Source organism: Mucilaginibacter pallidiroseus (genome assembly GCF_007846085.1).
GTDB lineage: Bacteria > Bacteroidota > Bacteroidia > Sphingobacteriales > Sphingobacteriaceae > Mucilaginibacter > Mucilaginibacter pallidiroseus.
In genome coordinates, this window is record NZ_VOEJ01000001.1 from 556,219 (window position 1) to 581,384 (window position 25,166).

General features: G+C 42.2%; 15 protein-coding genes. All 15 read right to left on the reverse strand.

The genetic code is table 11. The annotated features are described in order from the left end of the window. Positions 1–15: 15 nt before the first annotated feature. Positions 16–1,164, reverse strand: a complete 1,149-nt coding sequence (locus tag FPZ43_RS02505; protein WP_146380262.1) for an ABC transporter permease — start codon at positions 1,162–1,164, stop codon at positions 16–18. Positions 1,165–1,216: 52 nt separating this feature from the next. Further along, positions 1,217–3,583, reverse strand: a complete 2,367-nt coding sequence (locus FPZ43_RS02510) for an ABC transporter permease (protein WP_146380263.1) — start codon at positions 3,581–3,583, stop codon at positions 1,217–1,219. A gap of 48 nt (positions 3,584–3,631) precedes the next feature. Next, the gene (locus tag FPZ43_RS02515) at positions 3,632–6,010 is read right to left on the reverse strand and encodes an ABC transporter permease (protein ID WP_146380264.1); all 2,379 of its coding nucleotides are present in this window, start codon (positions 6,008–6,010) and stop codon (positions 3,632–3,634) included. Between the two features lie 56 nt (positions 6,011–6,066). Then, positions 6,067–8,463 carry an ABC transporter permease gene (locus FPZ43_RS02520; RefSeq protein ID WP_146380265.1) on the reverse strand — a complete coding sequence of 799 codons (2,397 nt, stop codon included), beginning with the start codon at positions 8,461–8,463 and terminating at the stop codon, positions 6,067–6,069. A 64-nt stretch (positions 8,464–8,527) separates the two neighbouring features. Next, positions 8,528–10,951, reverse strand: a complete 2,424-nt coding sequence (locus FPZ43_RS02525) for an ABC transporter permease (RefSeq protein WP_146380266.1) — start codon at positions 10,949–10,951, stop codon at positions 8,528–8,530. Positions 10,952–11,135: 184 nt separating this feature from the next. Next, positions 11,136–12,317, reverse strand: a complete 1,182-nt coding sequence (trpB, locus tag FPZ43_RS02530) for a tryptophan synthase subunit beta (RefSeq protein ID WP_186461743.1) — start codon at positions 12,315–12,317, stop codon at positions 11,136–11,138. 2 nt (positions 12,318–12,319) lie between these two features. Continuing rightward, the gene (locus FPZ43_RS02535; protein WP_146380268.1) at positions 12,320–12,940 is read right to left on the reverse strand and encodes a phosphoribosylanthranilate isomerase; all 621 of its coding nucleotides are present in this window, start codon (positions 12,938–12,940) and stop codon (positions 12,320–12,322) included. A 2-nt stretch (positions 12,941–12,942) separates the two neighbouring features. Beyond that, entirely contained in the window at positions 12,943–13,932 is a 990-nt protein-coding gene (trpD, locus tag FPZ43_RS02540) for an anthranilate phosphoribosyltransferase (protein ID WP_146380269.1), read from the reverse strand. Positions 13,933–14,110: 178 nt separating this feature from the next. Continuing rightward, on the reverse strand, positions 14,111–14,926 hold the full coding sequence (locus FPZ43_RS02545; RefSeq protein ID WP_146380270.1) for an SDR family oxidoreductase: 816 nt from the start codon (positions 14,924–14,926) through the stop codon (positions 14,111–14,113). Further along, entirely contained in the window at positions 14,910–15,752 is an 843-nt protein-coding gene (locus FPZ43_RS02550; RefSeq protein ID WP_146380271.1) for a glycosyltransferase family 2 protein, read from the reverse strand. The genes FPZ43_RS02545 and FPZ43_RS02550 overlap by 17 nt, the downstream gene beginning before the upstream one ends. Before the next feature lie 4 nt (positions 15,753–15,756). Further along, positions 15,757–16,374 (reverse strand): recombination mediator RecR, encoded by a 618-nt coding sequence (recR, locus tag FPZ43_RS02555; protein ID WP_146380272.1) that lies wholly within the window; start codon positions 16,372–16,374, stop codon positions 15,757–15,759. Positions 16,375–16,448: 74 nt separating this feature from the next. After that, on the reverse strand, positions 16,449–18,815 hold the full coding sequence (locus FPZ43_RS02560; RefSeq protein WP_146380273.1) for an ABC transporter permease: 2,367 nt from the start codon (positions 18,813–18,815) through the stop codon (positions 16,449–16,451). 145 nt (positions 18,816–18,960) lie between these two features. Beyond that, positions 18,961–21,423, reverse strand: coding sequence for an ABC transporter permease (locus tag FPZ43_RS02565; protein WP_146380274.1), 2,463 nt, complete (start codon positions 21,421–21,423; stop codon positions 18,961–18,963). Between the two features lie 262 nt (positions 21,424–21,685). Next, positions 21,686–24,055: an ABC transporter permease gene (locus tag FPZ43_RS02570; RefSeq protein ID WP_146380275.1), complete on the reverse strand. Its 2,370-nt coding sequence runs from the start codon at positions 24,053–24,055 to the stop codon at positions 21,686–21,688. Positions 24,056–24,077: 22 nt separating this feature from the next. Continuing rightward, positions 24,078–25,106, reverse strand: coding sequence for a DUF4097 family beta strand repeat-containing protein (locus tag FPZ43_RS02575; protein ID WP_222430911.1), 1,029 nt, complete (start codon positions 25,104–25,106; stop codon positions 24,078–24,080). Positions 25,107–25,166: the final 60 nt, after the last annotated feature.

Consider the following 25,166-nt stretch of genomic DNA (forward strand, 5'->3'; position numbering starts at 1 on the left):
CAATAAGCAACGTTACTAATGCACCGGCCAACCATGTAGTATCCCAGGTATTAAAGCCAGCTGCTGCCCGGTAAAGTTGCTAAACCAAGGAAAGCATAGTTTTAATAACAGTAGGCCTAACCCTATCGAAAACATGGTAATGATGCCTGCTTCTGTAATGAATTGAAAGAATAACTGACCGCGGCGAGCTCCCATTACTTTACGGACGCCTATTTCACGGGCACGCTCTGCCGAGCGTGCTGTAACCAAATTCAAAAAGTTAACACAGGCAAGCAATAGCAGTATCACCGCTACGGAGCCTAATATATAAATATATTTTATATTGCCCGATGGCTCTAAACCGCCCTGAAAATTCGATTTTAAATGCACATCGGCAAGTGGCTCCAGCGTGTACCAGGCTTTGCCGCCTCTATTATTTTCACTCTTGAAAAGATTGTTAAAGTACGCGTTGATCTTACCTTCAACAGCTTTATAACTTGCTTCCGGTTTTAGCAAAAAGTATGAATAATTATTAGCGGCATCCCATCGCAGTTCTTTTGAGCGCGTTGAAATGGCAGAGCTAGCTATCATGTCAAACTTCATCTGCGAATAGGCAGGTACATCTTCTATAACTCCGGTAACCATCAGATCTTTTTGGTTTACCTTTAAAACCTTGCCCACCGGTGCTTCATCGCCAAAGTATTTCTTGGCCGTTGATGCTGATAGCACTACCGAAGAAGGATCTGAAAGTGCCTTTGTAGCACTGCCGGATAAAAACTTAAAACTGAAGATATCAAAAAAGCCGTCGTCGGCTAAAAGCATCTTTTTCTCACTAAATAGTTTGTTGCTATATTGCACGGCCGCTCCACGCTCGTTGTCATAGCCAAATATGCGTACGCCGCCTTCAATCTCGCTAAACTGCTGTTTAAACAATGGCAACGGCGCAGTTTGCGTCATAGCTGTATTCCGAGGCTCTTTATCATCGGCTGATTGGTAGCTGAATACCATCCGTACAATACGATCTGCTTTGGCGTGAAAACGGTCATAGCGCAACTCGTTTATTAAATAAGTTGCCAGCAATAAAAAGCAACATATCCCTACGGCAAGACCAGCCACACTAATTATAGATGTACTCCTGTTTTGTACCAAATTGCGCCACGCGGTTTTTAAATAATTTTTGATCATAGTAATTAAAATGTTAGCAGGCTAAAGCCATAGATTCTTATATCTGTTTGCACTATTCACTTCTCAAGCTTTTAATTGGGTTGCTTAGAGCCGCCTTAATCGATTGAAAACTTATGGTAACCAGCGTTATTGCCAAAGCTGCTATAGCTGCCAGCATAAACACACCCGGGCCAACACTAATGCGGTAACTATATTTTTGAAGCCAGTTATTTAATAAGTAAAGTGCTATTGGTGAGGCTATAACGGAGCTTATCAATACCAATAATATAAACTCCTTAGAAAGTAATAACCATATTTGGGCAACAGTTGCGCCAAGCACCTTGCGTACACCAACCTCTTTGGTACGCTGCTCGGCAATGTAAGCCGCCAATCCAAATAAGCCCAGGCACGAAATAAAAATTGCCAGTGCTGCAAATATGCCTGAAAGCTTGCCTACCAATACCTCCAGGTTAAACTTGCTCGCATAATCTGCATCAGCAAAAGTGTATGTATAAGGATTACCCGGATTGTATTTATTAAAAATAGCCCCGATTTTTTCGACCGCTGTATGAGGGTTTGCATTTGGCGATAAGCGGTACATCAGGAAGCTACCGCTGCCATAGTAAAACGTCGTTGGGTCGGCAGCTGCAAATGGCGAATCCATCAGGGCGTCTTTAACAACGCCGACTATCTGCATGTTTCGGCCAAATTGCTTTACCGATTGGCCAACGGGCTGTTTTAATCGCAGGCGTTTCACTGCGGCCTCGTTCAATATAACGCTGTTGGTATCGGCGGCTATATTACCGGTAAAGTTGCTGCCTTCCTTAAATTGCATACCGAGTGTCTTGAAGTAACCGGCATCGGTTAAAATAGTGCCCATCTCTACGGTTTCACCCGGTTGTTTTCCGGGAAAATTATCCAGGTCGGAATGCCAGTACACACCAGTAGCCGGGCTGGTTGCGCTGGTTACACTGTTCACTAAACCACTTTGAAGCAAATCGTTTTTAAGTGCTTCGTAATGCTGAGCCATATCATTGCTAACAACCGTGCTCAGTAACATATTTACGCTATACCCTGTCGGCCTGTTACGGGCGTGTTGTATTTGCTGGTAGATAATAATGGTGCTGATAATAAGTGCTATTGAGCAGCTGAACTGTATTACAACCAAGCTTTTGCGAGAGAAAGAAGCCGACTTCCCCACCTGCATAGTACCTTTTAAAACCTTTACCGGGTTAAAAGAAGAAAGGTAGAACGCCGGGCGACTGCCTGCCAAAATCCCGGTAATGGCAACACAACTTAAAGTGACCAGCCAGAACAAAGGGTTGCCGTATGGTAAAGTTAGCGTAGTACCCGTTAAGCTGTTAAAATATGGCATAGCCAATTGGACCAGGGCAAGCGATACCATGAATGACAGGAACGTTAACAATGCCGACTCAGTTAAAAATTGGAAGATTAACTGTTTACGAACAGAACCAATTGCTTTGCGTATTCCAACCTCACGGGCCCGTTTTTCTGACCGGGCGGTGGTCAGGTTTACAAAGTTAATGCAGGCAATCACCAATACCAATATACCTATTACACTAAACATGCGCACATAGTCAATAAAACCGCCCAAAGCTTTGCCGTTGGTGTAAGTCCCGTATAAGTGCCAATCGGCAAGCGGCTGTAATATTACATCGGAATTTTTCGCATTTAGGTTATCCTCTGCTTTTTCAATATCCTTTATACGTGTAGAAACTTTAGCAGCTTCAACGCCATCTTTTAGTTTTACAAACTCCGCAAATCCGTTTGCACCAAAGCTTTGTGTACGTGCAGCTTTAACACCGCCATCAACAGTTTCAAAGTAGCTGAATGGGATGATGTATTTAAATTTGAATGACGAGTTAAGCGGCAAGTCTTTCAATATGCCTGTTACTTTTAAATTGTTCAGGTTATCAATCCTTACCATTTGACCAACGGCATTTTTGTTGCCAAACAATGCTTTAGCTATCGACTCGGTTAATACAATGGAGTATGTTTCTGTCAGCGCCGCATCCTTATTGCCTTGAAGCAACGGAAATTGAAAAATCTTCAGGAAATCGCTGCCAGCCTGAAACCCTTCTGCTGAAAGTTTGGTATTGGCCACTGCCAAACCATGGGCTTTACCGTTGTCGGTTTCGGCAACATATTCAATGCCGGGAACCTGGCGCAGAGCATCAGCCAGTTTTAATGATGTACTGGCAAAAGTTAGCGTGTCCCCATTACTATTAAAGTTTCGTTTTACCTGGTATGCTGTTTCGTAGCCAGGCAAAAACCTATCGTACGAGTACTCGTTTACCACCCACACGCCTATAAGTAAAGCGGTCGCCATACCCACAGCAAGTCCGAGGATATTGAGCAAACTGTAAACCTTATTGGTTAACAGGCTGCGCCAGGCAATTTTCAAATAATTTTTAAACATGAGTTTTCAAATTAAATTTCTCTCTCGTGAATCTGTGTCAACTAAATGTTACTCACTTCGTAAGCTTTTAACGGGGTTGCTTAGTGCCGCCTTTACAGCCTGGAAGCTCACGGTAGCCAAAGCTATGATAAGCGCTAATGAACCTGCTAGTGCAGGCACCCACCATTGTATGTTAATACGATAGGCAAAGTCCTGCAGCCACTTTTGCATAAAATACCATGCAACTGGTGTGGCAATCAAGAATGAGAGGCCTACCAGTTTTATAAAGTCTTTTGATAGCATATTTACAATGCCGGTTGTTGATGCACCTAAAACCTTACGTATGCCAATCTCGCGTGTACGTTGGTAAGTGCTGTACGATGCAAGGCCAAGCAAGCCAAGGCATGATATAAATATGGCCAGCACCGCAAAGTTTAAGAACAATTTGCCAAAACGCTGCTCGGAGCGATATTGCTTATCGAAGAATTCATCCAGGAAGAAGAAGCTGTACGGCCTGTCGGGCATGGCAACTTTCCATTTGCTTTCGATACCGGCAAGCGTACTTTTCAGGTTGGCTGATGATACTTTTATAGATGCAAGGTTAAGCGCGTTCAGCTCTACCCGCATGGTAAGCGGGCTTATTTTTGATTGTAGCGAGCGGTAGTGAAAATCTTTCATTACCCCAACAATTTTACCTTCGCGCCCCCATTGTTTAAACCGTTTGCCTATTGCCTGTTGCGGCGAGCTGTAACCAAAGAGTTTTGCAGCTTCTTCGTTTATCAGCATAGCCTGCGCGGTATCTGTTTGCATAAATTCGCGTTGAAACGGTCTGCCGGCAATTATCTTTATCCCGTATTGCTTAACGTAATCAAAATCGACAAAATAAAGGTCAAGGTTAGCCACCTGCAAATCACCTTTACTGTTTTCAATTTCAGAATATGCGCCGGCATTACCTCCGCCTGGTATGGCTGCAGACAAGGTAACAGATTTAACACCAGGCATAGATTTTACAGCTTGTACAAATGATTCCTTACCCGGGTCGTTATTGGTATCGAGCACAAGCGTTTGATCTTTCGAAAAACCAAGGTCCTGCGTTTGCATGTAGTTCATTTGCGTATAAACGATGATGGTGCCGATGATGAGCGCAATAGAGATGCTGAACTGTGCAACAACAAGCGTTTTACGCAATGCATTACCTTTGTTACCTGCCGAGAAGCGGCCCTTTAACACCGAAACAGGTTTAAATGATGACAATACAGCAGCAGGATATAAACCGGCTAATAAACCAATACCTACAGACGTTATGAATAAAATGGCAATGTAAAGCAGATTGCTAAATATACCCGTGCTAATAACCTTACCCGATAACTGATTAAATGCAGGTAATAACACTACCGACAAGATAATTGTCAACACAAATGCCATTAAGCAAATCAACACCGATTCGCCCAAAAACTGGCCGGCCAGTTCGCCTTTTAAAGCGCCCACAACCTTGCGTATGCCCACCTCCTTTGCCCGCTCTACAGATCGTGCCGTGGTAAGATTTATAAAGTTGATGCTTGCTATTACTAAGATGAAAGCGGCAACTATGCTGAAAATGTAGACGTTGTTGATGCTGCCCTGCGGTGAACGTTTGCTGTATAAATACACATCTTTCAGTGGCTCCAGCAGCAAAGTGGCAAACATTTGCCTTTTGCCCTCTTCAACGCCATTTCGTTTTTTGATAAATGCAGGGAACTTTGATTCCAGTGTCTTTGCATCAACGCCCGGCTTTAAAAGCAGATAAGTTACAGCGCCATAATTGCCCCACCGGTCATCAATACCTTTATCAAATATTTGTGTAAGCGTACTCATTGATACCAGGATATCGGCTTTAACTCCGGTGTTCTCGGGCATGTCTTCCATAACACCGGTGATTTCCACAGGTGTTGCTTTGCCGGTCATCAATACGCTCTTACCAACCGGGTCGGCATCTCCAAAATATTTTTTTGCGGTGCTTTTGCTCATCACTGCAGTAAGCGGCTTGCTTAGGGATGTTGCAGCGTTGCCTCTGATAAACTTAAAATCAAACAACTTAAAAAAGCCCGAGTCGGCAAACATGGCGTTGTCTTCCTGGAACTTTATATTGTCTTTACGTACCAAAACACCACTTTGGTTCACTCGGGCGTAAGCTTCAATTTCAGGAAAATCGGCCTTCAAATTCGGCGCAAAGGCCCATGATGTAACCTCGGTATTGATTGTTTCTGACGGTGTTTTAATATCTGTGGCCAGTCTGTAAATCCTGTCGGCCTTGGTATGAAACCTGTCATAGCTTAATTCAAAAGCTACATACATGGATATAAAAAAGCATGCGGTTATGCCAATGGCCAAACCTGTAATGTTTATAAATGAAAAGCCCTTGTGCCGCCACAGGTTACGAAAGGCTATTTTAAAGTAGTTTTTTATCATGATGATGTTCTTAAGTCTAAGTTCAAGGTCGGCTTAAAGCCAAGTTTGTTTAAGATTTACTCGCTGCGCAAACTTTTAATAGGGTTTGTTATGGCTGCTTTTACAGATTGATAGCTTATTGTTAGCAGGGCGATTAATACCGATAGCAGCGCCACCAACGAAAAAGTGCTCCAGGTAATTTCGATACGGTATGCAAAATCCTGAAGCCATTTATTCATTACATACCAGGCAAGCGGCCATGCAATAATGTTTGATATAAGTACCAGCTTTACAAAGTGGCCGGATAGCAATACCACTATACCTTGTACCGAAGCACCAAGTACTTTGCGTACGCCAATTTCTTTAACACGCTTTTCGGCCGAGAAAGATGCAAGACCAAACAAGCCCAGGCAAGATATGGCTATAGCAAGCGCTGCCAGTATGCCAACAATTTTACTTACCTGGCTATCTGCACGGTAAACCTCTGCAAAATGATCGTCGAGGAATTGGTATTCAAACGGGTTGTCGGGGTTTAGTTTTTCCCATGTTTGCTTTATAAAATTAATCGCCTCTTTTGATGCGCCAGCCTTAATTTTTATTGAAACAGTATTAAATCCCCAATCCTTTTGATTGAAAATGTACATCGTTTCAATTTTATGATGTAGCGAATTAAAATTGAAGTTCTTGGCAATCCCTGTTATAACGCCCAGTGAATCGAAGCCAAAGCGCTGCCCTATAAGTGATTCCATTTTGGCTTTGGGATAATCTTTTAAAAGTTCTTTCGCCAAAGCTTCGTTTATGACATATTCCCTACCGTTAGCCGATTTTTCTTCAGAGAAGTTAGTGCCGGCGGCGATCTTGATATTGTAGAGCTTAAGATAGTTGGCATCTACAACAAGCCTCGTAGAGGCCAAATTTTGAAGTGGATTATCTTTATATTTAAACTCAACACCAGATTGATCCAGATGCCCCCCTAATTGGTCTTGTGCACCGGTAATACCTTTTATGAGGGTGTTGCCCGATAGCTGCTGTTTAAACAACTCGTAATTGCGGCTGGTTATCCTGTCCAGTGGTACTGTAACTATCTGATCGCGCGTAAAACCCGGATCTTTTTGCTGCATAAAGTTCAGCTGCTTTACTACCAAAACAGTTGCGATCATCAAAAACACGGCGCAAATAAACTGACCCACAACCAGCACATTACGTAAAGCGCCTTTGTTTTTACCAGTATCTACAGATCCTTTTAAAACCTTTACGGGCTGGAAAGACGAAAGGAATAGCGCCGGATAGATCCCTGATAGCACGCCAACCATAATAGTTCCCATTAGTATTGCAAAAAGGAACCCGGGACTAGTTAAGATAGGCAAGTTTAATTCTCGCTGGCTTAGGTTATTAATATATGGTAAACTTACTTCAACCAAAATAATTGATATAACTAAAGCTAACAATGAGAGCAGCACCGTTTCGCCAAGAAACTGTAATGCGAGTTGCGATCTGTTGGCTCCTATTGATTTGCGTATCCCTACCTCTTTGGCCCTATCGGCAGAGCGCGCCGTAGATAAGTTCATGAAGTTAACGCAGGCAATTACCAGCACAATCAAGGCTATAACGGCAAAAAGATTAGTTGACTTTTTATCGAACTTTCTAAAGTTCACATAATCCAAGCCTATTTCGGTTGAGTTGGCATGTATATCTTTAAATGGCATGTAAAAAAGTTCATAAAACTTAGAACCTTCCCCTTCAATATGTTTTTTTAGGAATGCTGGCATCTTTTTTTCAAACGTGGCCATGTTTGTTTCGGGTGCCATTTCAAGATAAGTATTAAGCCAATTACCTCCCCAGCTTTCCATCCGATTTTTGGGCAGGCTGTTGATGGAAAAGATGGCATCAAACTGCATCTGTGAATTTTTAGGCACGTTAGCCAAAATACCTGTTACAGTAAATTTTGCTGTATCGCTGCCAAAATGATTTATTACTTTTCCTATAGGGTCACTATTCCCAAAAAGTTTTTCGGCAGTTTGCTGGGTAATAAGTATGTTGTTAGGTTTGGAGATATCGCCTTGCGGGCTGCCCTTAACAATCTTGAAATTAAAGATCTTGAAAAAAGCCGAATCAACCGCATAAGCACAAGGCAAAAACATGCGCTTTTCGCCGTATGTCACCTGGTATTTATCGTTCCACCTTACGCGGGTAAAATTTTTTACCTCTGGATATTCTGCTTTTAAAGCCGGGCCCATTGGTGCCATTGACAGGCCAACTTTTTGAGATGCGGCCATCCCGGGAAATTTTTGGACTTCGCTTATCCTGTAAATATTGTCGCCCTGAAAATTATCGAAGCTACGCTCGTACGATACAAATAGAATAATAATGATACAAGCTGCTATGCCTACAGATAAGCCAACAATATTGATGGCCGATGATATCCTATTCTTCCACAGGTTACGGAAAGCTATTTTAAAATAATTCTTGATCATTGGTGTAAATTCTAAATGCTAACGACTATAAATTGAAGCTTAAATTCATGCTATTGACGACTATCTACTCGCTGCGCAGGCTTTTAACTGGGTTTACCAGTGCTGCACGAACTGCTTTGTAACCAACAGTTAGCCAAGCGATGAGCAATGACGATGCAATAGCCAGCACAAAAACACCTGCCCCTAACGATATACGGTAGGCAAAATTTTGCAGCCATTCGCTCATCATATACCAGGCCGTCGGCATGGCAATTACAAATGAAATGGCAATAAGGATCATAAACTCCTTAGAAAACAAGAACACGATACTGGTAACCGATGCCCCCAACACCTTGCGTACGCCAACTTCCTTGGTGCGCTGTACTGCCATGAAAGATACCAGGCCATATAAGCCCAGGCATGAAATAAAGATGGCTATAGCTGCAAATATTTTGTAGACCAGGGCCATTTGATTTTCCTGCTGATAAAATTTGGCAATGTTTTCGTCGAAGAAATAACCGCTATATGCATACTCAGGGTAAGTTGCTTCCCAAAGCTCCTGAATATCATGTGCCGTTTTTGAAAGGTGTTTGGTGTTGATTTTTACCGCAACCTGCGAGAAGAATTTTTTACGACTCGAGATAATGATCGGTTTAACAGCATCACGTAGTGAGTTTGTTTTAAAATCTTTAACCACACCGGTAATTGGTACCCACATGCCGCGGCCGCCAAGTTTGATGTTTTTACCTATAGCATCCTGTGGTTTTTGAATACCAAGTTTATGGATAAGCGTTTCATTAACTACAGCTTGCCTTACGGTATCGCTTTGGTCATAACCTTTACCAGCCAAAAATTGCAAGCCATAAGTTTTAAAGTAATCGTTATCGCCGTATTTAAGGAATGTGTTAAAGGTTAGCTCTTCGTTCGAGTTATTGTAATAGAAGTTTGTACCCCAATTATTATCAGATGAAGGTGCATCCGAACTAAAGGATACAGATCTAACCTCAGGGTTTTGAAGTAATTGTTGTTTAAATGGCTGCAATTTACTTAAGCTCACACTATCAGCATATCCGGGTATAATCATTACTGCCTCCTTGTTAAAACCAAGGTCGGCTTCGTTAACGAAGTTCATTTGATTAACGGCCACAATTGTGCCGATGATAAGTAATTGTGCAATTGCAAATTGCGCTACTACTAATGCCCTGCGCAGCGGGATACCCCCTATTGATGCTGCTGTAATTTTGTTTTTAATGGCCAATACCGGTTTAAAGCCGGATACTACCAATGCAGGGTAAATGCCTGATAGTAAGATGACCACAAGCATAGTGATTGCTAAAAATAAAATTGTGACCGGTGTAAATAATGAGATATCATCTGGCACACTCGCTATATTTTTAAGATATGGCAACGCAATTTTCGCCACAACCGCGGCTATAACTACAGAAAACAGAACGATTAATGTGGTTTCGCCAATGGTTTGAGCAATCAATTGACCGCGAGAGCTGCCCAACACTTTACGGATACCTACTTCTTTTGACCGCCCTACAGATTGTGCGGTGGAAAGGTTTATGAAGTTGATAGACGCCATGATGATGATCAGTATGGCAATAAATGTAAGCGTGCGCAGCGTAGCCTTACTTGTAAGGTGATCGCCAAGGGTATTACCTACGCGCTTATCGAAATGCAATTCGCTTAATGGCTGTGCAAAATGCGTGCGGAGTGTGCGTTCCTGGTTATCTACGTGTTTTTTAGTAAAGGCAACCAGTTGCTTATCAAATGTTGCCTGCGAAATATTGTTTGGCAGCTTTAAAAAAATCTGATGGTTACTGCCTATCGATCCCCAATTATCTGCACTTACAAAATCAGGCAGTTGCTTGGTTGTAATATAAGATATCAGCACTTTCATCGGCATATCTGAGTTTTCCGGCTGATTGGCAATTACGCCCGCAACGCGCATGTTTAACTGGTTATCCAGCTTTATGGATTTGCCATTGGCCTTTTGCCAGTCGCCAAAGTATTTGATAGCGGTGGCCTGATCAAGCACCACCATGTTGGGCTGCGATAAAACGTTTTTATTTCCTGACAGCCACGTTGCGTCAAAAATGTCGAACATTTCGGGCTCAAGGTAAAGCACGCCTAATGGTTCTATAAATTTTTTGTCGTCGGCAGCGTTGCCTGCATCCGGCCCCGGTACTGTTACCTGGCTTCCGTATGATGAGTTTAAGGCCGCAAACTGAATGTTTGGAAAATCAACCCGTAAAGCCTTTAGCGCCGGGATGGAAACGCCCGGGTTATAATTTATGCCATCCTCCTGGTTTTGCTGGGTAACCAGGTGATAAATACTTTTGTAGTTTTTATTAAAGGTGTTGTAACTCAACTCGTACTTAAGCACAACAAAAATGAGCAGGCAAGCAGCTATACCAACGCTTAAGCCCGAAATATTGATTATTGAATAACCCTTATGACGTAAGATATTTCGCCATGCTATCTTGAAGTAGTTTTTGATCATGAGTACAGGTATTTGGCACCGTAAATCTAAAGATATACCAAATTAACTATACTCTGACAATCAGATAGTTAAATGTGTTTAAAATGTGTCCGCTGTTCGCAAGTGTAACAGTATGTGTTCGGTTACGATACAACTAAAAAGGCGATGCTGTTAAGCACCGCCTTTTGTAAAATAGTTGGTCAGTTTAAAAGCCAAAATGCTTTATGTAAGTATTCAGGTCCTTATCGCCACGGCCCGAGATGCATATCACTACATTGTCGGTTGGCTGGAAAGTAACTTTTTCAAGGTATGCCAAAGCATGTGCCGTTTCAATAGCCGGAATTATGCCTTCAAGTTGTGAGCATAGCAAACCTGCATCAAGGCTTTCATCATCGGTAATGCTTACGTAAACTGCGCGGTTAATTTTATAAAGGTGAGCGTGTTGCGGGCCTATGCCGGGGTAATCCAGCCCGGCAGAGATTGAATAAGGCTCCACAACCTGCCCATCGTCTGTTTGCATCAATATTGTGCGACTGCCGTGTAAAACACCTTCTTTACCCAAAGCCGTAGTAGCTGCAGAGTGTCCGCTGTTAACACCCTTGCCGGCAGCTTCAACAGCAATTAATTTAACTTCCTCATCATCCAAAAAATGATAAAACATCCCCATCGCATTGCTGCCACCGCCTACACAGGCAAGTACATAATGTGGTAGTTCGCTGCCTGTTTGCTCCAAAAGTTGTTTTTTTGTTTCAGCAGAAATGATGGACTGAAACTGCGCAACCATATCCGGGTAAGGATATGGGCCCACAACCGAGCCAATAATATAATGCGTATCTACGGGGTTAGCAATCCAATCGCGCATGGCCTCATTTGTGGCATCCTTAAGCGTTTTACTGCCAGATGTTGCCGGAACAACTTTGGCGCCCAACATCTTCATCCTGGCAACGTTTGGTGCCTGGCGCTCCATGTCAATCTCGCCCATGTAAACTACACATTCAATACCCATGAGGGCACAAACCGTGGCAGTAGCTACACCATGCTGGCCCGCTCCTGTTTCGGCAATTATGCGTTTTTTGCCAAGGCGTTTGGCTAATAGTATCTGCCCTATTGCATTGTTAATTTTGTGCGATCCGGTATGGTTAAGGTCTTCCCGCTTAAAAAAGATGTTTGCACCATATTTTTCCGAGTAGCGTTTTGCATAATACAATGGAGATGGCCTGCCCACGTAATCGCGCAGCAACTGATTAAACTCGGCTTTAAAACTATCATCGTTGATTATTTTTTGATATTCCTGCCTTAATTCTTCAACGTTTGGGTAAAGCATCTCGGGCACATAAGCCCCGCCAAAATCTCCATAATATCCATACTCGTTTACTCCGTATTTCATCACTAAATATTTTTTATTGTTTTAAAAGCCGTTTCCAGCTTATCAATGTCTTTTAAGCCAGATTCAATTTCAAACCTGCTGTTTAAATCAACCCCGTAAAACTGAGGGTGTTTGATCTTTTTAATATCTGCTATATTCTCAACGCTTAGCCCACCTGAAAGAAAAAAGGGAACATCGATGGTGTAATTATCTAATACCGACCAATCAAACACAATTCCCGACCCGCCATGAGCGCTGGTTTTTGTATCAAACAAAAAATAGTCGACCTTGCCAACATAGAGTTTTAATTGATCGAAGTCGAAGTCATCATTGACACCAAAGGCTTTAATAACCTGTACTTCGTGTTTAAATAATTCACAAAAAGCAGGGTTTTCGCTACCATGGAGCTGTACTGCATCCAATTTATACTTGTAAATAAGCTTACTAATTACATCAGCATCTTCATTAACAAATACTCCCGTTTTAATTATATCTGCTGACAAACCATTTAATACATCTTCTGATAAACCTGCTGCAAAGCGCGGCGACTTTTCATAGAAGATAAAACCCATGTAATCTGTTTTAAGCGCTTCTAATCGGCTTATATTCTCGGCATATTTCATACCGCAAACCTTAATCTTCATGCTTAGTTAGCTAACAGGGTTTTAAAGCTTTGCAATGCTTTTTTGCTAATCAGTGCTTCTTCAGCTTCATAAAAGCAATCTGCGAAGCTTTTGTCAGGATTTATGGTTTTGATAGCCAGTGCAGCATTGCTTAAAACAACATTGCTTTGTGCCGTAGTGGCTTCATCGTTAAGCACCTTCATGAAAATATCCGCGGATTCTACGACCGTGTGGCCACCTGTAATTTCATCTTCGTTCAACTTATCAAAGCCAAGCGCCTGTATGCTGTTAATCTTTTCACCCTCGGCCGAGAAGGTTTTAAAATCACAGGTAAGCGAAACTTCATCGTAACCGTCTAACGCGTTTACAATGGTATATTTTATACCCGACTTTTGGTATAGATAAGCGTATACTCTTGCCAGCTCGAGATTGAAAACGCCAACCATCTGGTTTTTGGGCTTGGCCGGGTTTACCAACGGGCCAAGCATATTAAAAAATGTTTTTACACCAAGTTCACGGCGGATAGGTGCTACGGTTTTCATTGCCGGGTGGAACAATGGTGCATGCAAAAAGCATATATTGGCTTTGTCGACAGATGACTTGATCTTATCGGTATCATTGGTAAACTGGTAGCCCAAATGCTCCATCACGTTTGATGATCCGCAACCAGATGATACACCGTAATTACCATGTTTGGCTACTTTGTAACCTGCCCCGGCAACGACAAATGATGCAAGGGTTGATATATTAAACGTGTCCTTGCCATCACCGCCGGTGCCGCAAAGGTCAATAACTTCGCCGGCCTCAAGCTCTATGGGTAAGCAAAGCTCGAGCATTGCATCACGAAAGCCTTCCAATTCATTCACGGTTATACTGCGCATGCAGTATGCCGTCATAAACGCGGCCATTTGCGAGTTGTTGAATTTACCCTGTGCAATGTCCTTCAAGATCTCTTTTGATTGTTCGCGGGTAAATGTTTTATGTTCAAAAAGGTGATTAAGTATCTGTTTCATGTTACACCAATAAAAAAGGGTTACCGTATGGCAACCCTTCTGTATAATATTATAAAAAACAAAAAATGAGGATGCCTTACGAATTTTCGTTAAGCCACCACCAGTTGTTGTTTAATTTGTTCATCATTGTTTGTACGGCAAATATGGAAACTGTTTTTAATAAATGCAAGCAGTTTAATTATTTAAGTAACGAGTTTTTTTCTTTGGCAAATACGTTGTAAACCATTTTGTCTAAAAAAGCAGGTGCAAATTTGCTTAATAACGCAGTTAGCTTGCCCTGCGTTGTCATAACAATGGTACGTTTGCGGTTAATTATTCCATCGATAATTTTACCCGCCACCTCATCTGCCGACATCATTTTACTTTCTTCAAGCGTACTCTCGCCCTGTTGCATGCCTTTATTATTTAGCGCCGTGTTACGGATGTTGGTTGCTGTGAAACCCGGGCAGGCAACCATGATGTGTACGCCCGTCTTTAAATTCTCAACGCGCAACGCATCCATAAAACCATTCATAGCATATTTAGATGCAGAATATCCGGAGCGGCCGGGCAGGCCTTTGTAGCCAGCAATTGATGATACGCTAACTATACTGCCTTTACTTTTCAAAATTTCCGGCAGGGCATACTTGGTGCAATACACTGTTCCCCAAAAGTTAACGTCCATTAGGTTTTTCAGAACTTGTACGTCGGCATCTTTAAATAGCGCACGCATACTGATACCGGCATTGTTGACTAATATATCAATATGCCCAAACGTTAACGTCGCTTGCTTAATCAAAGCTGCGCAATCATCTTCCTTTGTAACATCACAAGCTACTGCCACAGCCCGCACATCAAATTGTTTTTCAATGTCTTGCGTAATTTCACATAAAGTAACAAATTGCCTTGCTCCTAAAACTAAATTTGCCCCGTGATGTGCCAGTTGGTAGGCTAATGATTTGCCGATGCCCGAAGAGGCGCCGGTAATAATGACAACTTTATCTTTCAACTTCATATGTCGGGGCAAATACCTGAGGTATACCCGGAATTTTTATCTCGGGAACTTTAAACAGGTATTTCGTCGCGAATATAATCATAGCACCATAAAAGTCCCTGATGTGTTTCCAGCTGATTTTAGGATTTAAGCTGTTGCTGAAATTAAGTATGTAGGTACGTGGGTAGTAATAATTTTTATAGCCGGCTAAACGCATGCGGAACGAAATGTCAATATCGTGCCCGTAAGAGGTGAAACGCTCATCGAGTAAGCCTGTTTCCTGAAGTGCAGATTTACGAAGCATCATGAACGAACCGTTAACCACATCTACCTCGGTAGTTGCAAAATCATCTTCGTCATCCCACGCATCCAGCTCATACTTATAAAGGCGAGATTTGGTGAAGTATTTTGCGAGGCCGGTAAGTTTTAACAGGGTACCCCATGGGCGTACAAAACCGGTTCTTGATTGTTTAAGAAAATCTCCACGAGGCGTTAACATGCGTACACCTGCAGCACCTGCCTCCGGGTGACTATCCATAAATTCAATAATACTTTCTAATGTCTTTTTACCGGTAATAATGTCCGGGCTGACCATTAAAACATACTCTCCTGTGGCTTTTTCAATACCAACGTTTCGGCTGGCTGCAATACCTATGTTCTTGTCATTACGGATAACTTCAACTTCGGGAAAGTCTGATTCAAGCATTTGCAGAGACCTGTCTGTAGAAGCATCATCAATCACAACAATCTCGCTGTCAATAAATTTGCATGCCCTAACTAAAGTTGATAGCGCCTGTTTTAATGACGCACACATATTGTAGTTTACTATAATAACCGATAATTTCATAAGCTTAGCCGGAGATTGAGTTTTCGTATGGTACACGTGTCACGATAGATCGCCCTAACGTTATTTCGTCAACATACTCCAACTCTCCTCCAAACGCTATGCCACGGGCTATGGTTGAGATATTAATATTAAACTGTTTTACTTTTTTATGAAGATAAAATATTGTCGTGTCGCCTTCCATGGTTGCGCTTAACGCAAAAATTATTTCCTTAACAGTACCATCTTTTAATCTTTCTATTAAAGAGTCAACCTGCAGATCGGTCGGCCCTATACCGTCCATAGGCGATATCAGGCCGCCAAGAACGTGGTATACACCGTTGTACTGATTGGTGTTTTCAATGGCCATTACGTCGCGGGTATCTTCAACTACGCAAATCATGCTGTGGTCGCGGCGATGCGATGAGCAGATCTCACAAACCTGCTGATCAGATATATTATGGCAGGTTTCGCAAAACTGTATCTCATTACGCAGTTTAGTTATTGCGTGGCTAAAGCGCTGCACTTCCTCCTTATCACGGTTAAGCATATGCAATACAAGGCGCAGAGCTGTTTTTTGCCCTATACCCGGTAATTTTGAAAACTCTGCTACGGCATCTTCCAGCAACTTCGATGAAAAATTCATTGTGCGAATTTACGCATTTAAAGGCATTTGTTGAGGCCGGAGTTACGCAACCTTACATCTAAAGGATACTTAACCTACTCGGCTCGTAAGTTTTTTACGGGGTTAACCATAGCAGCTTTTATGGCCTGACAGCTAACAGCAAACATGCAGATTAATAAACTTGTTGCAAGCGTTAATATAAATACCCAAACATTTAAACTTGTATGGTAAGCATATTGCGATAGCCACTTATTAACGCCATACCAGCTTATAGCAGAGCCGATTACAAATGCTATAAAAACCAATAAAATAAATTCAAAAGATAGTTTTATCCATATGTTGGATATAGTGGCGCCCAAAACCTTGCGAATACTTATTTCCTTGCGGCGCTGCTCGGCAGAGAATGTGGCCAGACCTATGAGGCCCAGGCAGGATATGACTATTGCCAAACAGGTAAATATTACGGCCATAGTACCTAAAATCTTTTCCTTATGAAATTTATGGCTGAAGCTTTCATCAGTAAACCTATAGTCGAACGGATATTCGGGATTGTATTTCTTATAAATTGATTGTAGCGATGAAAGGCTTGTCGCTACAGATGCCTTCGGGTTTAGCCTTAAGCCGATATTGCCCACCCAATCTTTCATAAATCCAATGATGGTTGGCTTTACGGGTGCATAAGGCGATCCCCAAACAAAATCATCAACTACCCCTATCACTTGCCTGTTTGCTCCCATCCAGTTTATGGTTTTGCCAATGGGCTCTATAAGCCGCATGAGTTTTACAGCAGCCCTGTTAAGCACTACAGCAGTTGAATCTGAAGGCCTGCTTTTGTAAAAGTCGCGGCCTTCGGTAATTTTCAATTGATAGGTATCAATGAAATGATAAGTAACACCAAAGCAATCAATAGGAGTTTTTTCTTCGCCGGGTAACTGGCCCGGCCACGTGTTGTTCCACGATGCACCTGTCACGTTGGTAATGGGCTCGGATATAACTGCGGCATTAGTAATAGCCCCGGCTTCGATAGCATCACGCCTGAAACTTTCAAAACTATTAAACATTGCCCCGTCAATAGGCATCTCAATAAGTCCGTTTTTATTGTAGCCTACTGGCCTGTCGGCTATAAAGCGTATTTGCCTGTAAATAAAAGCGCTGCTAATGATAAGGCATATGGCAAAAGTAAACTGAATTACAACAAGCGCTTGCCTTGGCAAAACCGTCTTTTTACCACCTGCAAATTGCCCTTTTAATACTTTAACAGGGTTAAAAGACGATAAAAATAAAGCGGGATAACTACCGGCAAGTAAGCCTGTTATAATAGTTATAGCAACGGCAGCAAACCAAACCCAATAGTTGGTATAAGGTATATGTAAATCAACGCCAACCAAACTGGCAAATACCGGGAAAAATATAATGGTAAGTATAGTTGCGACAAGTAAAGCGCAAACTGCCATTAGTAGAGATTCACCTAAAAATTGCGCAATTAATCCTGCACGACCGGCACCAATAGCTTTGCGAACGCCAACTTCGCGGGCACGTTTCTGCGATTGCGCGGTTGACAAGTTCATGAAATTAACACAGGCAATAAATAGTATACCTATGGCCAAAAACAGGAATAGCCGCACATACTGGATACTGCCGCCCACGTTTATGCCGTTTTCGAAGTCGCCGTATAAATGCAAGCGTGTAAAGGGATATATGAAAAGCTTAATATTTTTATCTGGCGCGTAGTGCTTTCCTATCAGGTTGGCTATTTTGCCATTTACCGTCGCAGCGGTTGCCCCTTTTTTCAGCAACACATAAGTAAAATATGAATAATTATCCCAATTTTCGTCTTTAAGCCAGGGTGCTTGTGCTATAAAGGCAGCCCAGGGTATAACAGCTTTAAAAGTAAAGCTGGAGTTTTGCGGATTGTCTGCTATAACTGCGTTTACCTTTAATGGAAACTGGTTGGCAAATTTTACAACCTGGCCTACGGGGTTTTGCTTGCCAAATATTGCAGTAGCGCTCGACTGCGTTAAGATAATGGATGACGGATCATTTAAAGCGGTGGCATCGCTACCATAAATGACATCAAAGCTGAACATTTGCAGCAAAGATGGGTCAACAGCTACTGTATTTAGCTTGATGGCCTTATTCTTATAAGCCACCAGGAAATCTCTCGCCTCATTTATTCTGGCAACGTTTTCTACTTCCGGGAAGTCCTTTTTTAGTACAGCTGCAAGCTTTTGTGGCGTAAAGGCCTTTGTGCGGATCTCGCCGCTAAACGGTTGGTTTTTGAAGACCTGGTACAGCCTGTCGCTTTTGGGGTGATATTTATCAAAACTCCACTCGTTGTATACATAAAGCAAAAGCATAAAGCTAACAGCCATGCCAAGTGCTAGCCCGCCAATATTTATAAGGGCAGCTGTTTTGTTATGCACTATATTTCGCCAGGCAGTTTTAATGTAATTTTTTAGCATAGCTACCAGTTTAATAGCTACAATATCAGCACATTAAATCGGCTTGCCTAATTTTTAACATCTATTAACTTTTGCCCGTAAATGCCAGTAAATCAAAAAGCCGGTAAAGATTATTTACCGGCTTTTGCATATTTGTAATCTAATGCTATTCGCTCCTAAGGCTCCTAACCGGATTGGCAATAGCCGCTTTTACAGTTTGGAAACTAAGGGTAAATAATGCTGCTGCAAGCATACCGAAACCACTTACCGCAAATATCCACCAGCTAATTGGTGTGCGATCGGTAAAGTTTTGCATCCAGTTGTTCATTGCCCACCAGGCAACCGGCGTAACCAAAACAAATGCGAGCACAATTAGCAGCACCATCTCGGTTGATAATAATGTTACTATCTGCGCTACCGAAGCGCCAAGCACCTTACGCACTCCTATTTCCTTTGTACGTTGTCCGGTTGTGTAAATTGCTAAACCCAGCAGGCCAAGGCAGCTAATAAATATTGATAACCCTGTAGCCCAGGTTAGCAATTTTGATGTTTGCTGCTCACTGGTGTAAAACTTGGCTATGCTTTCATCAAAAAAGGTGTATTTAAACTCATCTTCAGGGAAAACCTCTTTCCAGTATTTCTCCATTTGGGAGATGGCCAATTTCCATTCATTGCCACCTGCTGTTTGCGGTTTAAGCGCAAGGTGCAGGGTACGGTTGTTATAACGTTGCGGTTCTACAAGTGCCAATGGCTTGATAGCATCATGTAACGATTTTTGGTAGAAGTCGCCCACTACTCCAACAATGCGTCGTTGTGTATCATTGTATTTTACGAGTTTATCAATTGCATTCTGCGGCTGTTTAAAGCCAAGCACTTTTGCATATGTGTTATTTATAATCAACGCCTTGCCGGTATCTGCAATGGTTAAATTACGGCCTGCCAAAAATTTAAGTTTATAAACCTTAGCGTAATTACTATCCGCATACTTTAGCTGCACATCGGTGCTTACCTCTTTTTTACCGTCCAAATATTTAAATTGTGTAGACATGGTATTATTTGATGACGGTGCTGCTCCACCAACGCTAAGCATGGCAATTTGAGGTATCGAACTTATCTTGTTGCGGAAAACTTCGTACTTATTGGTCATGCTGTACTTCCATGGTGTGTTTATGTTAAGCACAGCCTCTTTATTAAACCCAAGATCTTTGGTAAGCGCATAGTGTATCTGTTTGGTTACCAAAATAGTGGCCATTATAAAAAACTGCGCTATCACAAATTGGGTTACCGTAAGCCCCTTGCGCAAGTAAGCATTACGCGTTTTGCTGCTGCTATTGTAAGCCTGGTTTTTCAGTACAGTGACAGGTTTGTAGCCAGAAAGAACCAAAGCCGGGTAAAAGCCTGATAAAACGCTAACCAAAATTGTCATGATTAGTAAGAACACTGCTATGCCCGGTTGCTGAACAAAACTTAACGATACGCCGGTAGGGATAAAGTCTGCAAATAGCTTTAAAATAACCGGCGTTAATGCAACCGATATAATCACAGCAAATAATGTAATTAAAAAGGTTTCACTCAAAAATTGGAAGATTAACTGGCGGCGGTTGCTGCCCATTGTTTTGCGGATGCCTATTTCTTTGGCTCGTTGGCCTGCTTGTGCGGTAGTTAAATTGATGAAGTTGATGCATCCCAATAGCAGCAGGAAGGCTGCAATGGCTAATAAGCCGTAAAGTGTTTTTTTGTTGGCAGTACGCATACCGTCCATCCCGCCGTAAACCTGATCAAAGTGAAGATCATTTAAAGATTGTAATTGAAAGCTTTGTGAGTAAGAATTATCTGTTTCGCGTGCCTTATGATGCTTAACTTTTAATTGGTTAAGCTGTACAAGTACCTGGGCGGGCTGCGCATTATTGGAAATTTTCAAAAATAGCTGCGAAGCCGAGTTTGTATTTGTCCACTGTGTAACCTGGAAATAATCTTTCATGTGTTTATCAGTAGTACCCGTTATGTACGATACGAAGTCGTGAAATGAAAGATCTGTACGGCCTTTTAGCGGTTCAACAATACCTGTTACCGTAGTTTTGAGCGAGTCGTCATAAATCACCTGCTTTCCTATGATGTCTTCAAGTTTCAGTTTTGGAAAGTAAAGATGTGCCCTATCTGTAGTAAGTACTACTGTGTTAGGCTCAACTAATGAAGTTTTTGCCGAGCCCGCCCGCCATTCGTAATTAAACAGTTTAAAGTAATCTGCATCAGCAAATACAATGGCCTCCTGCCTCTTTAATTTAGTACTCTCACTTGAGCCGTTTGGTATAGTTATATCTACCTGGTTATATAAAAATATAGGTGCAGCAACATCAATCCCTGTTGCCTCCTTCCGTGCAGCATCCGGCAATGCCATGGTAACACCACCGTTATACCCAATCTCGCCAGAGAAGGAGTAATCGGTAGTTACGCGATAAATACGATCAGCATCGGCATGAAACTTATCAAACCCCAAATCATAGCTTGCAATTAGGTAAATTACCAATGCGGCGCTTATGCCTATTGAAAGACCAACAACGTTGATAAGCGTAAATAATTTGTGTTTCCTAAACCCTCGAAAGGCGATTTTGAAGTAATTTTTTATCATGACGGTTTAATTATATGCTGATGCTAAATAGGATCTTAAAATCTGATCTTTTCACCTAAAGCTCCAATGCCAAATAGATACCAATTACATAACCGTTTGTATTTATGTGATTTAAGTTATTTTAGTTTACTATAGGTGTTCGCAAGTGTAACACCAAACGTACGGATACGATACAATCTTTTTTCAGCTTGAAATTCGTAATAACGACAAAGAGGTTAGCCCTTTGCAGAACTAACCCCTTCGTTTAGTAACAATTTGTTAATTACTCGCTCCTCAAACTCTTTACAGGATTAGCCAACGCGGCCTTTATAGCCTGATAGCTTACTGTAGCTATGGCAATAACCACGGTTATTAGCCCTGCCAGCGCCATCATCCACCAGCTTAAACTTATGCGGTATTCAAACTTTTGCAACCATTGGTTCATAGCCCAAATAGATACAGGTATGGCAATAACTATGGCAATGGTTACCAACTTTAAAAAGTCTTTTGATAAAAGCGCAGTTAAATCAAATACTGTAGCACCAAGCACCTTGCGTACACCAATTTCCTTAACACGCTGTTCGGCTGCATAGGCTGCCAAACCAAATAGGCCAAAGCAAGATATAATTATAGCAAGGCAACCAAACAGGTTTGCAAGTGTGGCCAGCAGTTTTTCGTCTTTAAATTTTTGTTCAAAATCGCTGTCTGCAAAATTAACTGTGGGCGGATAAAACGGATTAACCGTTTTTAAAGCCTTGTTAATTGCATCGATATTGGCGGTAATGCTGCGATCTGGATTTAATCGCATGGCCATTACGCTATTGCCATTGTTGGCAAAAGGTGTTATCATTGGGCGCGTTTTTTCATAAGGCGATCCCCAGACAAAATCCTTGTAAACGCCCACTACGGTTAGTTTTGTATCGCCCCAGTTGATTATTGAACCAATAGGCGACTTAAGTTTCATCACTTTTTGGGCAGATTCATTAATCAGCACGGTTGTGCCTGCTGTATCTGCGGGGTTACCAGCAGAAAACTCACGGCCCTGCAATAGCTTTACGCCTGCTGTTTTTGTAAAGTCTTCTCCAGCCCTAAAAATATCAAATAGGATGGTTTCGTCGTCCCGTTTGCCGGGCCAGCTCACACCCCAGGTATTACTGCCCGATTCATTTATGCTTTGCTGAAATACCGTAGCGCTTGTAATTGCACCACTGCTTTTAAGCTGATTTGCTAATACATTTACATTTTTGGACAGGTCGCCCTCTATAGGTATTTCAACCAAATTATTTTTGTCATACCCGGTCGATTTACTTTGTACAAACTTTATCTGTTTGTAAATGCATATGGTGGCAGTTATTAAAAACACGGCAAAACCAAACTGCACAACCACCAGCACTTTGCGCAATGGCAATGCGGATTTTCCGCCTTTAAACATCCCCTTCAGCACTTTTATGGGCTCAAATGCTGACAGGTAGAATGCCGGGTAACTGCCTGCTATCAGGCCGGTTAACACACCTATACCGGCTATAATGAGCCAGCCTAAAGGTTTGTTATACGGTAATACCAACTCCAAACCCAACAACTGATTAAAATATGGCAGCGACAAAACGACAAGCGCCAATGCTATAATTGTTGACAGCATAGAAAGGATAACAGACTCAGTTATAAACTGCCCCATCAGCGATGATCTGCTTGAGCCGATAGCCTTACGAATACCCACCTCCTTTGCGCGTTCTTCTGACCGTGCGGTTGAAAGGTTCATGAAGTTAACACAGGCTATGAGCAAAATACAGATGGCCAGGGTGGTAAAAAGCTGTAGCTGGTCTATCATACCGCCCACAGATTTGCCATCTTCAAACTTAGAGTACAGATGCAGTTTGGAAAACGGATATAGAAAAAGAACGTTTTTATTACCTTCTGCATGCCTGCCGACCATACCTTTCATGATGCGGTTAGCTGCCGGTAATGCTCCCGGATTTTTCAGCTGCACAACCGTGCGGGCAAAGTTGCTGCCCCATCCGCTGCTTTTAGCCCAGGGGTTGGAATCTTCAAACATTATCCAGGGTAAAATAAACTCAAACTTAAAGGTAGCGTTGGATGGCACATCTTCAATAACACCACTCACCTGTAAAGGCAATTGGTTATTGCGTTTTACAATTTTACCCATCGGGTCTTCTGACCCAAAAAGTGTTTTAGCCAATTTCTCGGTTATTACTATCGAGTTGGGCTGCTTTAATGCGTTGGCCGGTGCGCCGGCAATAAACTTGTAGGAAAATATATCGAAAAAGCCATCGTCGGCAAACATGCCGCTTTTCTTAAAACTGTTATTTTTATAAGTAAGCAAGCCTTCGGCCGTGTAGGTAATGGTGCGCACAGCACGCACAACATCAGGCACCTCGGTTTTTATAGTTGGCGCTAAAGGCTGTGGTGTAGCAGCAAACGTATAAATTTTCCCATCGCCAGGCTGGTTGTTCTCTACCAGGTAAATGTTATTGATGTTGTCAAATTGCTTATCAAAGCTGTAATGATACGTTACATATAACATTAAGAGCAGGAAACTGGCAATGCCTAAGGCAAGCCCTCCCGCATTAAGGGATGAAAACACCTTGTGCTTTAAAATATTGCGCCAGGCAATTTTAAGGTAATTTTTAAACATAACACCGGTTGGTTAATTGTGATTATTCGGTTGTTAAGCTTACGCCGCTGTCTCCGCGTATTTCAACTACAGGGCCGCCGCCATTTAATTTGCCAAACACTTTTTCTTTTTCCTTGCTGCCGCTAAATGTGCCTTCCATATCTATAGTAATGCGGTTGCCGGTAACATCAAGGTTAAGGCCCTGTTTGGTTGGCAATTCTAAATCGATATGGCCGGCGCCGGTGTCAAGTTTAACAAACTTGCCAACCTTAAGCATTTGCACGTGCACACTACCCGCGCTGGTTGACGCGTCTACACTGCCTGATACGGCCATTAAATTGATACTGCCGCCGCTGGTACCTGTGTATAGTTCGCCGGTAATTTTGCTGCCGTTTACACTTCCGCCGCTGGTATTGGCTTTTATGTTTCCGTTAAGGTTATCAAGCTTCAAAGAACCGCCACTGGTTTCCAAACGGATATTGCCCTGGCAATTGTTAGCTGTAATGCTGCCGCCGCTGGTTTCAAGATCAATATCGTTTTTCGAGTTTGAAACGTTAATGCTGCCACCGCTTGTTTCACCTTTAATAACACCGGCCACATCATTTATTGATAAACTGCCGCCGCTCGTTTCAAAGTTTTGCGTGCCTGTTAGGCTGGCCAGTGATATGCTGCCACCGCTTGTATTCAAGTTTGACGACACCTGCCTGCCGGTGTACACTTTAAAGCTTACGCTAAGCGAACGTCGTCCATTAAAGTTGAAGCTCCCTTTACGCTTTGCTGTAGCATGCAGCTCGCCGCCACTTACCTCGACTGAAAAGATGTAATCTTTTTGAAGTGCTTTGGTGATCTCATCTTTGGTAAATGATTGATCCATATTATTGCCGCGGATGTAAACTTCCACGCGCGGTTCTTCTCCGGTACCGCTAACAGATATACTACCACCGCTTGTGTTTACAAAAACCTTCTTTAAATCGGCAGGTAAAGGTTTGGTGATATAAGGCGTTTTAAAGTCTTGAGCTGTTGCTGCAAGGCCCGAGGCTGCGGCAATTAATAAAAGGAATATTTTTTTCATGATGTATTTAAGTTTGTAACAATAAGACTAAGCTTATGATGGATTAGTTGCACGGAGTGA

Bases quoted from the DNA above. Each gene is read 5' to 3' on its own strand.
- FPZ43_RS02505 (WP_146380262.1), bottom strand. From the start codon at position 1,164: ATGATCAAAAATTATTTAAAAACCGCGTGGCGCAATTTGGTACAAAAC.
- FPZ43_RS02510 (WP_146380263.1), bottom strand. From the start codon at position 3,583: ATGTTTAAAAATTATTTGAAAATTGCCTGGCGCAGCCTGTTAACCAAT.
- FPZ43_RS02515 (WP_146380264.1), bottom strand. From the start codon at position 6,010: ATGATAAAAAACTACTTTAAAATAGCCTTTCGTAACCTGTGGCGGCAC.
- FPZ43_RS02520 (WP_146380265.1), bottom strand. From the start codon at position 8,463: ATGATCAAGAATTATTTTAAAATAGCTTTCCGTAACCTGTGGAAGAAT.
- FPZ43_RS02525 (WP_146380266.1), bottom strand. From the start codon at position 10,951: ATGATCAAAAACTACTTCAAGATAGCATGGCGAAATATCTTACGTCAT.
- trpB (WP_186461743.1), bottom strand. From the start codon at position 12,317: ATGAAATACGGAGTAAACGAGTATGGATATTATGGAGATTTTGGCGGG.
- FPZ43_RS02535 (WP_146380268.1), bottom strand. From the start codon at position 12,940: ATGAAGATTAAGGTTTGCGGTATGAAATATGCCGAGAATATAAGCCGA.
- trpD (WP_146380269.1), bottom strand. From the start codon at position 13,932: ATGAAACAGATACTTAATCACCTTTTTGAACATAAAACATTTACCCGC.
- FPZ43_RS02545 (WP_146380270.1), bottom strand. From the start codon at position 14,926: ATGAAGTTGAAAGATAAAGTTGTCATTATTACCGGCGCCTCTTCGGGC.
- FPZ43_RS02550 (WP_146380271.1), bottom strand. From the start codon at position 15,752: ATGAAATTATCGGTTATTATAGTAAACTACAATATGTGTGCGTCATTA.
- recR (WP_146380272.1), bottom strand. From the start codon at position 16,374: ATGAATTTTTCATCGAAGTTGCTGGAAGATGCCGTAGCAGAGTTTTCA.
- FPZ43_RS02560 (WP_146380273.1), bottom strand. From the start codon at position 18,815: ATGCTAAAAAATTACATTAAAACTGCCTGGCGAAATATAGTGCATAAC.
- FPZ43_RS02565 (WP_146380274.1), bottom strand. From the start codon at position 21,423: ATGATAAAAAATTACTTCAAAATCGCCTTTCGAGGGTTTAGGAAACAC.
- FPZ43_RS02570 (WP_146380275.1), bottom strand. From the start codon at position 24,055: ATGTTTAAAAATTACCTTAAAATTGCCTGGCGCAATATTTTAAAGCAC.
- FPZ43_RS02575 (WP_222430911.1), bottom strand. From the start codon at position 25,106: ATGAAAAAAATATTCCTTTTATTAATTGCCGCAGCCTCGGGCCTTGCA.